Annotated in this window: 6 protein-coding genes and 1 pseudogene; 1 reads left to right on the forward strand and 6 read right to left on the reverse strand. The window is 67.7% G+C overall.

The window, feature by feature from the left end:
• Positions 1 to 15: 15 nt before the first annotated feature.
• Positions 16 to 708 (reverse strand): hypothetical protein, encoded by a 693-nt coding sequence (locus ACIQMR_RS20950; RefSeq protein WP_401389208.1) that lies wholly within the window; start codon positions 706 to 708, stop codon positions 16 to 18.
• 202 nt (positions 709 to 910) lie between these two features.
• Between ACIQMR_RS20950 and ACIQMR_RS20955 the strand changes: the two are divergent.
• Positions 911 to 1,525, forward strand: a pseudogene (locus ACIQMR_RS20955) (site-specific integrase); the annotation flags it as partial.
• A 92-nt stretch (positions 1,526 to 1,617) separates the two neighbouring features.
• On the opposite strand, the gene ACIQMR_RS20960 reads toward ACIQMR_RS20955, so the two are convergent.
• The 5 genes from ACIQMR_RS20960 to ACIQMR_RS20980 all read right to left on the reverse strand — a co-directional run bounded on the left by ACIQMR_RS20960 (position 1,618) and on the right by ACIQMR_RS20980 (position 14,884).
• The gene (locus ACIQMR_RS20960) at positions 1,618 to 2,079 is read right to left on the reverse strand and encodes a hypothetical protein (protein WP_401389211.1); all 462 of its coding nucleotides are present in this window, start codon (positions 2,077 to 2,079) and stop codon (positions 1,618 to 1,620) included.
• Between the two features lie 77 nt (positions 2,080 to 2,156).
• Positions 2,157 to 12,752, reverse strand: a complete 10,596-nt coding sequence (locus ACIQMR_RS20965; RefSeq protein ID WP_401389214.1) for a LamG-like jellyroll fold domain-containing protein — start codon at positions 12,750 to 12,752, stop codon at positions 2,157 to 2,159.
• A gap of 235 nt (positions 12,753 to 12,987) precedes the next feature.
• Positions 12,988 to 13,608 carry a BMP family ABC transporter substrate-binding protein gene (locus tag ACIQMR_RS20970; RefSeq protein WP_401389217.1) on the reverse strand — a complete coding sequence of 207 codons (621 nt, stop codon included), beginning with the start codon at positions 13,606 to 13,608 and terminating at the stop codon, positions 12,988 to 12,990.
• The gene (locus ACIQMR_RS20975; protein WP_401389220.1) at positions 13,605 to 13,949 is read right to left on the reverse strand and encodes a hypothetical protein; all 345 of its coding nucleotides are present in this window, start codon (positions 13,947 to 13,949) and stop codon (positions 13,605 to 13,607) included. Before ACIQMR_RS20975 ends, ACIQMR_RS20970 begins: the two co-directional genes overlap by 4 nt.
• A gap of 155 nt (positions 13,950 to 14,104) precedes the next feature.
• Positions 14,105 to 14,884, reverse strand: a complete 780-nt coding sequence (locus ACIQMR_RS20980) for an HNH endonuclease family protein (RefSeq protein ID WP_401389223.1) — start codon at positions 14,882 to 14,884, stop codon at positions 14,105 to 14,107.
• Positions 14,885 to 14,908: the final 24 nt, after the last annotated feature.

Raw genomic sequence — 14,908 nt, forward strand, 5'->3', positions numbered from 1 at the left:
CCTGGCCGGTCTGGCTCACCCCTCCTGACGTACGGGCTCTCCCCGGGACGGACATCCCAGCGAAGCCATCACCCAGTCCTCGGGCAACGGGGATTCCTGACGCTCCCCGTTCACGACCCAGGAGCCATCCCATTCGACTTTCCAGACCTCCCCGCGGAAGTTCTCGAATTCCACGAAACTTCCGGGGGCGCCGTCCAGGAGGTCGAGCTCACGGAGCAGGACCTCGTGGGTGGTGAACCCTCGGTCCGGACCGATGCTGCCCCCACCCGTCTTGGTGTTCTCGTACCGCATACGGAGATAGGGGACCGGCGGCCGGGACATGGTCGTCGGGTGCAGCATGTGACGAAAGCGGTATTCCGCTTCGTCGAGCGTCTCGGTGCCGGAGAACTCGCATCGATAGGCGGGGAATACGGCGGTGACCACGTCGTTCAGGGCCTCGTTCCGCCCGATGTGATAGCGGTGGACGGCGGGCGGGGCGGCGGCCACGGAGTCGAACCCGTAGGACCCGTACGTGAATCCAGGAAGCACCGTGAACGGCTGCGACTCCCGCCCCTCCCCGATGCGGTGCTCCCGTGAGAACTCGAGCACCGCCCTGACCAGACCCTCGTCGAAGGTGTTGAGGGTGTTCACCTGGTAGGCCCGGCTTCCCTCGGCGTCCATCGCCAGCGAGAAGACGAAGACCGGGATGGGTGACCATCGCCAGGCCATGGGAAGACCAGGAAACTCATCGACGCCCTGATACTCCGTCACGGACCATGCGATGTCCACCGCTACCATCTGGCTCCCCTACTCCCCTGCCCCTGACCAATTGGGGCCTTTGCCCTCACTGCCGTCATACGTTCCTGAAGCCCCGGGGAGCCGGCTCCACCGGGACCTCTGAGGGTGATCAAGCTGTCACACGGCGCAAACCAGCAGCGACCGGCTCCACGCACTGTACGAACTCGCCCTGCGCACCGGGCTCCGCAAGGGCGAACTCCTCGGGCTGCACTGGGACGACCTCGACCTCAACACGGGAACCGCCGCCATCCACCGTTTCCTCCAGCGCACCCGCACCGGCGGCCTGACCGTCCTACACACCAAGACCCGCGCCTCCGAACGCCGCATCGCCCTCCCCACCGAATGCGTCAACTCGCTGAATACTCACCGGGAACAGCAGGAGGAAGCACGCCTGGCCGCGGGCACAAGCTGGTCGGGCACCGGCGTTGTGTTCACCACCCCCACCGGCGGCCCTCTCGAACCCGCGAACCTCACCCGCAGCTTCAGCCGACTCCTCAACCGCGCAGGACTTCGCCGCATCCGGTTTCACGACCTACGGCACTCGACCGTCACCCTGCTTCTGGAACAGGGCGTCGACCTCGTCGTCATCAAGGAACTACTTGGACATGCCGACATCGGCGTCACCGCCGGGGTGTACGCCCACGTCCGACTCCGCCTCCAACGCCAGGCCATCGAGACCCTCGGAGAGGCTCTCGGCCGGGGCGACGACGGCTCCGAAGACGCACCCGCATCAGCCGTCGTCCGCTGACGTTGCCGTCGGCGTTGCCGTCAAATGCGCCAGGAGGCCCCACCGGAATCACACCGGTGGGGCCTCCTGTTTCGAGAGACTCAACGATCTAGCTAAACCATCTCTTGCCAGATCGCAAATTCGCGAGGAGTTTTCACAGCAATGCGATTCGAAATTGCAGCTCGATCCACGGAATCCAGCCAGCTATCGAACGAGACCCCGCCGCCGGGGAACCACCACTCCGAATAACTTCCTACAGAATCGAGGTCCTCATCCAAGGGGTACCTAATTTCGAACTGCACCTGAACGTAGGACTCGTGCTCGCCGGCCGAGTCAACGACTTCAAGCTGTCGGACAATACCGAGAGCGAAGGTGGGCTCCGGAAACCAGTTGACCTTCCCATACTGGAAGAGATATCCGTCCGCGTCGGGGAGTTCCGGAACTTCAAACTCGATCGCCGAAAATCTCCTCACCAGCTGAGTCAGCCCCGAGAGTGACCGGTCGAAGCCACCCATCTCCTCGACGAGTCGGCGTGCGATGCCCTCCGCCGAATCTACCTGCTGCTTCCTAGACATGATCACCCTTCGAGTCCAGCGGTACGCACCCTTGCGGGTGCCCGCCCACCAACCCCCGGCGGGCGGGCACCTTCGAACTACGGCCAGTGGCCACCTTGCAGTTGTCGTCTGACGTGACCTATGACGTCAAGCGCTTCACTCCTATTCCTGGCTCCACTCATCAAGTCATTCACGTACGCGTAGTACTCATTCGTGTGAACCTTCGAGTGTACTGACAGCCCGTGCGGGTTGGGAGATGAACTGCTTCGCGGCAGCCAGACGCCGTTCTCGGCATCGTTTACACCGATTCCAAATCTATCCAGCTGAGCCCTTGCTGAAGCGGCCTTCGGCGAATTCCCTGCCACGATGTGGTGCGGAGAGTGAGGCGTGGCCGGTTCCACGTCACCGGCAGCGTTGAGGGCATTCCTGAGCTTGTTGGCGCAACCCGCATCGGCATTGTGCACCAAAATCGGTGTTGCCCCTGCCACCACGTAATACGTGTGCAGGCCCTCGATGCTCAGGTCGTACGTGACGCGCTGCGCCTTGTACGACTTGACCTCGACGATGAGAGCGGGTGCACCCGAGTCGTCCTGGAGCGTCTGGCCCGGCTTGAGGTCGCCGGCCTGGGTCCAGGAGTTGCGGCTCGACTCGTAGAACTGGTGGTGCTTGGTGGTCTCGATCGTCTGCGGACCGGACTTGGTGGCTACGACGACATCGACGTAGTCACGGTCCGTCGTGGTGACGATCACCTTCTTGACCCGGTGCTTCTCGTGGGTCTTCTTACCGGGCTCGGCCGTCAGGACGAGGTCACCGGTCTTCACCTTGGAGATCGGTTTGGTCTTGCCGTTGGCGAGCTTCACCGGGGTCTTCGCGGTGAAGCTGTGCCGCGGCACCCGGCAGCCTGGCCCGCTCGTCGCCCGAGGCGCGGAAGGCTGGGCGTCGGGCTCCGGAGACGGCTTGCCCTTGCGGCCGAACTTGCTGCCGGCGGCGCCGAAGACGCCGCCGAGGGCCGCGCCTCCCGCCGTGGCCTTGGCCGCGCCGCTGACGCTGCAGCCGTCCTCCGTGTTCGCACAGGTGACGCCGTACGCGACGGCACCGTCGATGGCGCCCTCGACCGTACCTTCGACAGCGCCCTTGAGGAGCCTGCCGCCCACTCCGGACAGCAGGCGGCCCGCTGCGCCGCCCAGCATTCCGGCCGCACCACCTGCCGCACCGGTGATGGCACCGACGGCGACCGAGCCGAGGAAGCCTCCGATGGACTTCGGGCCGTCACTCATGAGGTAGCCCACGCCGTTGGCCGCCGCACCCGCGAGGGCACCGCAACCGATCACACCCACGCCACCCGTGGCGACGGTGCAGCCGGCGAACACCGCGACTCCCACCGCGACCGAGACAATGGTCGAGGCATGTTGCTTGACGAAGTTGGCCGTGGCCTTGGCCGCCTTCTTGACTGCTCTGCCGACCTTCTTGGCTGCCTTCACCACCTTCTTCGCCACGTGTTTGACGGCCTTGGCCACCTTCCGCACGGTCTTCTTGACGTGCTTGACGACCTTGTGGACGTAGCGTTTGACCCGCTTGTACGTGCGTTTGACGTATCTCTTGACCTTGCGGACGCTGTCCCGCACGTACCGCACGGCCTTGCGGACCGCCCGGTGGGCCTTCCTGACCGCCTTCTTGACCGCACGCTTGATCGTCTTGGCGGCCTTGCGGACGGCCTTGGCGACCTTCTTGACGGTGCGCTTGGCCTTCTTCCAGGCCGACTTGACGACCTTCTTGACCTTCTTCTTGACCTTCTTGATCGCCTTGTCGATGAAGCTCGGCCAGTGACCGGTCGGGTCGGTGGCCGTCATCGGATTGTCGTCCGCGTACGCATAGCGGTTCGCGGTGACCGATGTGGGCAGCGGATCGAGCCCCACCGTGTCCCGGCTGTTGAACTGGCCGGTCTCCGGTGAGTACCAGCGCGCGGCCATGTTGACCTTGGCCGTCTCCGGGTCCGTCCATCCGGACTGGTAGCCGAGATTGCCGAGCATGCCCGCGGTCTGGATCACCTTGCCGAACGGCGAGTACGTCGTCGAGCCGGTCAGCGCTTCACCCGTGGCGGTGAACTGACCGATCACGTCGTCGTGCAGGTCGGTCAGGACCAGCGCAGAGGACGCCGCCGTCTTCACACCGAGCAGCGAGCCGTCCGCGTTGCGGCTGTAGGACGTCACACCGTCCGAGGCCACATCGTTGCCGGCGCCGCTGTACCTGAACGAGAAGAGCGCGGTGCCGGTCTCGTCCTTGGCGTCCAGGACCCGGTCCATGCCGTCGTACGTGTACGTCCGGTCGCCCTCGCTGATGACACGGTTGAAGGCGTCGGCCTTGACCGAGGTCTGTGCGCCGCCCTCGTCGGTGACCGTGCTCATCGTGCCGCGCGAGGTGTACGTGTACGTGCTGTGCCCGTCCGACGTGAGCCGGTTGCGGGCGTCGTACGTGTACGTGTCGCCGCCGACGCGCGTCCTGTTGCCGGAGGCGTCGTAGCCGTACTGCTCCGTCGTGGTCCCGTTGTTCCAGGACGACAGACGGTTCGCCCAGTCGTACGTGTACGTGTTCGCGGCCGCGCCCGCGACACCGGTCGTCGTCTTCGACGTCTCGTTGCCGTTCTCGTCCCACCCGTAGGCGATGGAGGACAGCACCTTGCCGGTGGGCGAGGTCAGCTTGTCGCTGGTGACCCGCTCCAGGGCGTCGTACGAGAACGTCCGCTTGGACTTCCCCGCCCCGTAGTCGACCGACGTGACGTTGTTGTTGACGTCGTAGTCGTAGGTCATCGTGGAGCCGGTGGCCCCGTCGTCGACCGTCTTCAGACGGGCAGCGGTGTCGTACCCGTAGGTCGACGTTCCGGACGCGTCGGTCCGCGAGGTCAGCTGTCCGTCACCGTTGTAGGCGAAGGACGAGTTGCCCGACGGGCCGGACGTGGACAGCAGCAGACCGCGGTCGTCATAGGTGAAGGTGTTCTTGTCCTCACCCGCACCCGCCACGGCCGTGATCCGGTCGTCGGAGTCGTAGTCGTAGGTGTGGTCGACCGTGGCGGCCTCCGCACCCGTGCCGGTCTGACGGATCAGCCGGCTCTTGACGTCGTACTCATTGGTGACGACCACGCCACCCGGGGAGCGCTGCTCCTTCGGTCGCCCGTTGGCGTCGTACACCGTGGTGAAGGTGCGGTCCGCCGGGTCCGGGTGGGCCGGGGTGGACGGCTCGATGACCGACTCCGGCATTCCCCAGCTGTTGTACGTCGTCAGGAACGGATTCCCGCGTCCGTCGGTGAACCGCGTCCGGTTGCCCGCCGCGTCGTAACCGAAGGTCGTGGTGATCGACTCGGTCGCCGAGACCGGCTGTACCGCCTTGGTCACCAGGCCCGTCGGGTCGACGGTGAACGTGACGGTGTGACCGCGGTAGTCGGTCACCGACACCGGGTTGCCCGCACGGTCGTACGCGGCGCTGCTGCTGCGCAGCACGGCACCGGTCGCGTCCAGGTCGCTGGTGGAGACCAGCTGGCCGAAACCGTCGTACGTGTTCTTGGTGCTGGTGTTGTCCGGGTCCGTCGAGGTGAGGACCTGGCCGTCCATGTCGTAGGTGAACCTGGACGTGTTACCGGCGCTGTCGGTGACCTCGGTGGTCTCGCCGATCGAGTTGTACTTGTACGACTCCGAGACACCCGTCGGGCTCACGGTCCGGGACAGCTCGCCGCCCGGAGCGTTGTACTCGTTGATCGCCGTGAACGCCCGCTGGGTCGGCTGGCGCACGATGTCCGTGCTGGTGACCGGACGCCCCAGATAGTCCCAGGTGGACTCCTCGCGGGCGCCGTTCGGCCGCGTCGCCGACAGTTGGTCGCCGTTGGTGTCGTACGTGTACTTCGTCGTGCCGCCACCCGGCTCCGTGACGGAGGCCAGGTCGCCGAGCTGTGTGTACGTGTACGTGGTGCGGTTGCCCAGCGGGTCGACCTCCGCCGTGACCTGGCCCAGCTTGTTGTACTCGTTCCATGCCGTGGCCGTGATCGGCGTCGGGGAGCCCTGCGGCGTGTAGTTCGGCGACGTCGTCGAGGACTCCTGGCCCTCGGCGTCGTAGGCCGTCACCGAGACGTTGCCGAGCGGGTCGGACGTCTCGGTCGCCTCACCGAACGTGTTGTAGCCGGTCATCGACACAGGACGGACGGAGACCGGGGTCCCGCCGTTCTGCTCCGCGTTGACGGCCGGCTCGGTGACCGTGGTCTGCTGGGCGGCCTCGTCGTATCCGAAGTCCGTCGTGGCACCGTTCGCGTCCGTCATCGACAGCGGCAGACCCCGCTGGTCCAGCTTCCACGAGTTGGACCGGACGGCGCTGCCCGCCGCCGGAAGCGTCCCCCCGTGCACCGCGGACACCTGGGACGCGCTCAGCGCCTCCCCGTAGACCTGCACGTCCGCGATGCCGCCCGGCCAGAAGCCGTCGTACGCGCCCGCGTACTTGACCCGGCCGATCTGCAGCCTGCCGTTGGCCGACCAGACCGACGTACGGTCGTCGGTGCCCTGCAGGGCGCCGTTGACGTACAGCGAGATCTTGCCGGTCGACTGGTCGTAGACGGACGTCAGCTGGGTCCACTGGCCGGTCACCGGGGCGGCGGTGGAGTACACCAGCTGGTCCCCGAGGGCGCCCGAGGCGTCGTCCTTGGTCGGGAAGCGGACGGCCCACTTGTTCGTCGACTGGACGTAGCCCAGGTAGAAGCCCGAGTGGTAGGTGCCGTCCTGGCCGACCGCCGTGTAGTTCGACGCGGTCGAGTTCAGCTTGACCCACGCCGAGACGGTGAAGCTGCCGCTGGTGTCGACCGCGGAGCCCTCCGTCTGGCCGTAAGCGTTGGCCGTCCCGTTGAAGACCGCCGAGCCGCCCTTCTCGGTGGAGCGGGTGACCGCGCTGCCGAGCGTCATCCTGCGGTTGCCGCCGGAGGAGTCCTCGGCCGTCGGGCCGCTGGTCTCCGAGAGCTTCCAGCGCGCGACCGGAGCCGTCGTCCCGTCGTGCACCGTGGCGCCCGTGACGTTGCCCAGGTTGTCGTACGTCGTGTCCGACGTACTGACGTCGCCGGTCGCCGGGTCGGTCTCCGTCTCCGAGAGGACATTGTCGTCCGGGTCGTAGGAGACCTTCGTGGTGCGGTTGGCACCGGCGGGGTCGAGCACGGAGGACGTGACACGGTCGGACGCGTCCACCGCGAAGGTGCTGGTGGTCTGGCCGTCGTTGGTCACCTGCTTGATCAGGTTCCCGGCCATGTCGTACTCGTTGGACTGCTCGGTGAACTGCTTGCCGTTCGCCGGGTCCTTGCGCACGACCGACGCCGACAGACCGTCGTCGGTGTAGGTGTATGCCGTCACCCAGCCCATCGCGTCGGTGATCGACGCGAGCCGGCCGGCCGGATCGTAGGCCCGGGACTCCTGGACCAGCGTGGTCGGAGCCGACGGATTGTGCGGGTCGCCGGTGTAGCCGAGCAGGCTGGTGGTGAGCGGACGGCCTTCGGCGTCGAAGGTGTACGTGTTGGCGTTCCCCGCGGGGTCGGTCTCCTTGACCTTGTTGCCGTAGACGTCGTACTCGAACGACGTGGTGTCGCCGCCCGGGTCCGTCCGTGTCGCCACGCGGTTGTACGCGTCGTAGGTCATCGACGTCACGCGTGACGCGTCACCGCCGGTGAGGTCGGCGACGGTCTGCGAAGTGACGTTGCCGTCCGCGTCGAAGACCGTGGTCGACCTGGCCCGGTGCACCGCACCCGTCACGCGGTTGGTGACCGCGGGGCTGGTCTCGGTGGCGACCTGGTCGTTCTTGTCGTAGGTGAAGCCGGTGGTCAGCCCGCTGGGCTGGGCGTCCGATATCTCGGTCTCGGTGATCTTCCGGCCGAGTGCGTCGTACGTGTATTTCACCTTGGCGCCGTTGGCGTCGGTGATGTCGGCGAGGTCACCGTTGGCGAAGTAGACGTTCTTCGTCTTCTTGCCGCCCGGTGTGGTCACCGTGTCCACCAGACCGGCCGGCGCCTTCGCCGTGCCGCCCTCCGCCGCCGGGGTGGCGGTGGTGGTGTAGGTGGTCGAGGCCGTGCGGCCACCGGGATGACCGGCAACCGGCGGGGTGGACACCGAGAGGAGGTTGCCGCCCGCGTCGTAGCTGTAGCTGGTCAGATAGGCGTTGTCCGCCGGGCCGGAGGAACGGGCGTCCCGCTCGGTGAGGAGCAGGTCGTTCCGTGGGTCCATCGCGGGGAACGCCGTGGTCGCGTCCGGGTAGTACGTGTAGTACTCCGTGGCGCACTTGCCGGCCGCGGTGTCCTGGCAGTCGGTCTGGGAGACCGTGTTGCCGCGGATGTCGTGACCGGTCGTGCTGCGGTTGCCGTTGGCGTCGGTCACGGTGTGCATGAAGCCCGCCGTGTCGTAGCCGTACGTCGTCCGCTTGCCGTTGGTGTCGATCGCGGCCAGCAGACGGTTGCCCATCTCCGCGTCGTAGACGTACGTCAGCGTCTTGTCGGTCGGGTCGGTGAGCGTGACCGTGCGCACCGGGGCGACACCGGAGGACGCCTTGTACGCCGACCAGTGCTGCTCGACCTCGTCGGCGCTGAGCGGGTCCGAATAGACCGCGACTTCGGCGATGGAGCCGGTGAAGTAGCTGATGTCGCCCGGGGACTGGATCCACGACTTGGCGAAGCCCGCGCCGATGAAGGTGCGGCTGTTCGTCTGGTCCTTGGCCGCGCCGCTGAAGTCGGCCTGCTTCACACCGTCGACGTACAGCGTCTGGGTGCTGCCCGAGGCCGACAGCACGGCGTGGTGCCAGGCGTTGTCGGTGACGGTGCTCTTCGAGCCGAAGTCGGCGCCGCCGGAGCCCGAGACGCTCCACCAGTGTCCGCGCAGCTTGCCGTCGGCTCCCACGTACATGACGGGGTTCCAGCTGCCGCCGACCCCGGCGGGATCGGTGACGGAGCGCTGCTGGTCGGATATGAGGACACCGGGCTTGGTGGTCTTGAACCACAGCTCGACGGCCCGCTCACCCGACTTGTGCCATGTGGAGAAGGGGACTTCGGCATAGGACGACGTGCCGTTGAACTGCGCCGCCCGCACGTCGGTCGGGCCGAACGGCCCCTGCACGCCCTGGGTGACGGTGTTGTACGTGCCGAAGCCGGTGTGCAGCTCGTTCGCGGCCTGCGGTGCGCCGAGGGTGTCGTCCAGGCGCCAGTATCCGGCGGGAGCGGAGCCCATCACGGCGGACCGGTAGACCTGGGAGGAGCCGGTCACGGTGGCGGGGTTGAGCTTCCAGGTACCGCCGTCGCCGTCCGTGGCCTGGAGAACCAGGTCGTCCGTGGTGCCGTAGACGACGGACGACTGGGTCTTGCCGCCCGGTGTGGTGATCTTGTTGAGCAGTCCGGCGGACCGCTTGGCGGTCTGGTACTGCGCGGTGATCACCGAGGGGTCGAGCGGCTCGGAGTAGATGGCGACCTCGGCCATCTGGCCGGTGTAGTGCCCGAGCTTGTCGCCGGCGTTCATGGCGGGCCAGCCGTCGGTGTTGACGCCGGCGCCGAGGGAGATGTAGGGCTGCTCCCAGTCGTTGACGGTGCCGGCGAGGGAGCCCTGCGAGACACCGTCGAGGTACAGGGTCTGACTGTTGGCCACACCGGTGAGCACCGCGTTGTGCCACTGGCCGTCGGTGACGCTCGCGGACGACGTGATCGTCGTCATGCAGCCCGGCGACATGGCCAGGCAGCCGCGCAGCTTGCCGTCCGTGCCGACGTACACCGCGGGGGTGTTCTTCGTCGTCGTGCCGACCGGATCGGCGACGCTCAGCGGCTTGTCGCCGTAGTAGAAGAGGACGCCCCCGGCCGTGGTCGTCTTGAACCACAACGACACCGTCATGTACGACGGCGTGGCACCGGGGGCGCTCGGCATCTCGACGTACGAGGTGGTGCCGTTGAAGGTGGCCGTCTTCTGCGTGGAGCCGGCGAGGACGGACGAGCTGCCCAGGGTCACGTTGCGGTAGGTGCCGTTGTACCGGCCCTGGTTGGTGTCGACCGTGTCCTTGGCGACCGTGCCGGACGTCTCACCGAGCCGCCAGTACGCGAACGGGTCGGCGTCCAGCACGGTGGTGCGGTAGTGGTTGCCGGTGGCGTACGTGTACGTCGTGCACTTGGACCAGTCGGCCGGCGGGCACACCTTGGTCAGCTGGTCGCCGGTGTAGGTGTACTGCCAGGTCTGGGCGGTGTCGAAGTCGCCCGGAGTGGACGGGTCGGTGGCGACCGTCGCGACGTGCGCGGGGGTGGCCGTGTTCCAGGCGAGGGTCAGGGACCGCTTGGACGTCTCGTTGGTGATCTTCGTCAGCTGCTTGGAGGCGTTGTAGGTGAACGTCTCCGTGCGTCCGGCGTAGTCCTTGATCGTCGAGATCGCGTACGTGCCGGCCTTCCCGGTCGCCTGCTTGAAGGCGTACTCCGTGAAGTCCTTGTCCGTCAGCGCGTAGCCGCCGCCGGTCACGGCCGCCAGCCGGGCGTAGCGGCCCAGCGGAGGTACGAAGGTGCCGTCGCTGTTGCGGCCGAAGGCGACCTGCTCACCGCCCGGGTAGGTGATCACCACACTGGCGATCGCGCCCGCGCCGTCCTTGACCTCGGCCGCCTTCATGTCGACGACCGTCGACCAGCCGGCGCCGAAGGCGTTGTCGATGCGCGGGTCGAGGCTGTTGTAGGAGCGGTCGATCTCCAGCGAGGGGCCGACCACCTCGACGTCGGCGTCGGTGTCCTCGGTGGTGTAGTTGCCGTCACTGGGGTCGAACTCGTGGCCGTCGGTGTTCTGGGCCAGTCCCGAGGTGACCGGCGGCTGCGGCACGGCGGTGGTGAAGCGGCTGGAGTACGTCACCTCCTCGTAGCCGTCGCTGACGCCCACGTACCAGAGGTAGTTCTTGCTCCATTTGAGCTTGCCCGCGGGGATCTTCCAGTTGCCCTTGGTGATGGCCCCGGAGGTGGCGACGGGTGTGGTGCTCTCGCTGTCCGCGTCGTAAACCTCGTAGGTGTAGGTCAGTGACGCCTGGGGCCACTTGTCGGCGTCCTTGGCGTAGACGAGCAGTTCGGGCTGGAGGGTGTTGGCCTGGAAGTTCTCCGGCGGGTACTGGGCGGTGACCTGCGGCTTGGCGTTGGGCGCGTACGTCAGGTCCAGGGACGGACGCCAGCCGGCGGTGGCCGAGTTGTCGGAGTGGAACTTCTTCCAGTGCAGTCCGTCCGCGGTCGACGCGGTGATCGCGAGACCGTGGTTGGCGCCACCGGTGGCGACCTGGGTGAACCAGCTCGTGTCGAGGGTCACCGGCATCTTCACACCGACGTCGGTGCCGCCGTCGGTGTTGGAGCAGGAGGCACCGGGCGCGGGCGTGGCCGAGCCGATGGACGCTCCGTACGCGGGACCGGGGTAGGCGGTCACACCGGACGGGGTCCAGGACTGGGTCACGGGGTGGACCGAGAAGTCCTGCGCGGTGCAGGTCGCGGACCAGAGCGCCCAGACGTTGAGGGTGGCCGCGGACACCTTCTGCCCGGCGAGCGTGGTGCCGAGCGAGGGGAACTGCAGGAACGAGTTGGCCTTGTTGGTGCCCGCGTCGTACGAACCGATCTTGATCTGGTTCTCGGTGGAGTGGTCACCCCCGATCGTGTTCTGCGTGTACGTCGAGTTGCTTGCCACGATCGTCGGGTCGACGGTGACCGGGTAGACCCGCTCGGGGGCGTCCAGCCACTCCCGGTCGGCGGTCAGCCGCAGCGCCGGCTCGCCGTCCACGTCGATGAGTTCGTAGTCGACGGCCCGTGACTGCGCGGCGTCGCCGGAACGCGGGTCGATCCTGGAGTCCTCCATGAAGGCATGGGGGATGGTGGCGGTCACCTTGCCGCCGGCGTCGGTGAACTCCACGTCGCCGTCGGCCGAGACACGGGGCGAGAGGCCCTTGACGTCGAGCGGGAAGACCCAGGAGTCGGCGGCGTCCTTGCTGTGCAGGACGATGTTCTCCTTGAGGCCCTCGGCGAGCGGCACGAGCTGTACGTCGGTGCCGGGCAGCACACCGGAGTAGGTCACGGTGCCGTCGGCCGCCACGGTGGGCTCGGCCTTCGTGGAGCCGCGCAGCGCGTACGCGAGGCTGCGGCCGTCACCGAAGTCGATGGACGCGAGCTGCTGGTCGGCGGCGTCGGGGGCGAACTCGACGTCGAGCGAGTTGGCCCGCTGTTGGAGCCTGCCGTCCGTGTCCGTGGTCAGGGCGGTGTCGATCGGCTTCCATGTGCCGTCGGCGGCCTTGAAGTTGGTGCGGCCGGAGTGGTGCCGGACGGTCGTGGACCCGTCGGCGTTGACGTAGTGGTCCGACGTGGCCGTGGACTTCCTGGCATCCCGCTTGCTGGTCCGGGCGTCGAAGCTCTTCGCCGTACCGGGGGCCTTGCCGGTGGTGGCCGTGGTGGCCGGGTCCTCCGCGCGCTTGTACGCGTCGAGTTCCCCCTTGCCCTTGCCGGGCTTACGGCCGGAACCGCCGTCGGCGCTGGTGGCCGCGGTGGAGGCGCGGTGGCTCTTGCCCCGCGCGGTGCCGTTCTGCTGGTCGGGCGTGTCGAGCGGGGACGTGTTGGCCCAGTCCCACAGCCCGGGGAAGGACAGTTCGGGCATGCTCAGCGCCGGCAGCGTGGCCCCGGTGGCCGCTGCGGTCTCCGTCGTGAGCATGAAGGAGAAGGAAACGAGGACGGACAGAGCCGTAGCCCTCACTCTGCGTCTGCCGGTGGGACCCGGCGGAAACAGACGAGGGCTACGTACCCAGCGAGCGCGCATGGGCCAGCCTTTACTTACACGAAGCCTACATAATCTTCGCGAGACTGCCCGAGCTCCGCACATGAGTTCCACTCAAGATCGATCTCTTTTACCGATCTTTACCGAACGCGGGGAACTCGTTACTTGAATGCTACGAATCGGACGCTTTGACGGCCTGTCTGATCGCCTCGGCCACCGACGACTTGAGCCCGTCGCCCGACGTCGCCACGGTGACGTTCGGGCTCGTGCGCGCATGCGCGTCCGACGCTCCGCCGACCACGACGAAGCGCACCTTCGGGTACTTCTTCGCGTCGGCTTCGGTGACCTTCACCTGAGGACCGCCGACCGCCAGGACGACATCGCACTGTCGCTGGATCAGGCTGTTGAAGAACGGGCGGACGTTGGCCGCCGACTGCGGTCCCACGACCGGGACGTAGTTGACCCGGGCCCGGGTGTCGAGCGAAGCCTGCTGCATGCCCTCCCACACCGGCGCCGCGGGCGTGTTTGCCACGATGCCCTTCTCCCCCGTCAGCAAGCAGGCGTCGAAGTCCTCGTACTGACGCGCCCTCGGGTCGGGCGGGCCGGACTCCTCACCGCCGACGAACAGCCAGACGCCGGCCAGCCCCAGCACGACGACGGCGGCGCTGCCCACCGCCCAGCCCGCACGGCCACGCAGGGAGCCCGCCACGGCGGCCAGCCCGGTGCCGAGCCGCGCCCCGGCACCCGAACGGGGAGTCTTCGCGGTGACACGCCAGGTACGCCGGGTCTTCACCGGGACCCTCCCGCCGGCGATCCGACCAGCAGACAGTGGAGCGCGGCGCCGGCCGTCGAAAGGCCCAGCAGCACGCAGTCGGCGGCGAACTGCCAGCCGTGGGTGTCCACCGGGGTGAACGCGGCCTGCAGCAGCCAGCCGACGGTGGCGGCGGTGAAGACGGCCACGGCGGCCCAGTCGGCACGCGTGCCGCGCCGGGCGGCGATGACGTACGAAGGAACCGCGCCCAGCATCCCGAGGCTCAGGACCGGCACGGCCGCCAGCAGGACCCTCGGGATCGGTCCGGGCACGGCCCCCTTCGCCGGCTGAGCCGCACTGACGGCGGCGACGTCGGGCTTCACGATTCGGCTACCTCTCGGGGAATGTGTGTGCGGACGGCGCGCGCACGTACACAAGTGACGGGTGGCCGTACGGTACATCCCGCGAGGAGACACCATCGCTCCCGGGGGCCGTCCCGGCGCCCGCGTGCAGAGCCGGTGCCGTCCGTGCGGGTCTCCTAGCCCCGGCCACCGCACTGCTTGAGCATCGTGCGCTTGTCCGCGTCGGTCACCGGCAGGTCGTACTTGAGGGCGACCTGGGCGAAGCGGACCGCGTACGCGCACCTGATCTCCTTGTTCGGCGGCAACCAGGACGCGGGCCCCGAATCCCGTTTCGCCGAGTTGGCGCGCCCTTCGACAGGAAGCAAATTGAGTACATCGTTCGCCAGTTGCTTGCGCTTGCTCTCCGGCCATCGGGCGGCGCCCATCTGCCAGCTGTAGGAGAGCGGAACCACGTGGTCTATCTGCACCTCGGTGGCCTTCGCCTTCTTCCAGGCGATGTCCTTGCCCGTGTACGGGTCGTACAGGTCCATCGCAACGACCACGCAGTCGGAACCTGAACGGAACTGCACCTGCCTCCCATGGAGCTTCAACAAGTCGTTCCGCGTGTCACAACCATTCCTCGCAAGCGGCACCCCGTCGGCCGTGTCCATCCAGGCGTAGCCGAACTCGTCCCGGTCGTAGCCCGTCCTGGGCCCGCGGCCCTTCGTGGACAGCTCCTCGACGAGCTTCCGGGCCGTGGCACGGTCCGCGTCCTCGGTCACGGGCGCCAGGCCGGGCTTCACACCGTCCGGGTTCTCGAGCGGACTGGCGGCGCGGCCGGCCGACGCACCGGGCGCGCCTCCTTCGGAGCGGTCGTCGCGGCCTCCGTCGGAGCCGGGAGTGCAGCCGGCGAGGAGCGCGGCGGCGAGAGCGATGACGGTCAGGGAGCGGCGCGGCGTACGTATGGAGTCGGGCACGCAAGGATCCTAGGGAACACGGCC

It is taken from the genome of Streptomyces sp. NPDC091376 (assembly GCF_044757085.1).
Lineage (GTDB): Bacteria > Actinomycetota > Actinomycetes > Streptomycetales > Streptomycetaceae > Streptomyces > Streptomyces pratisoli.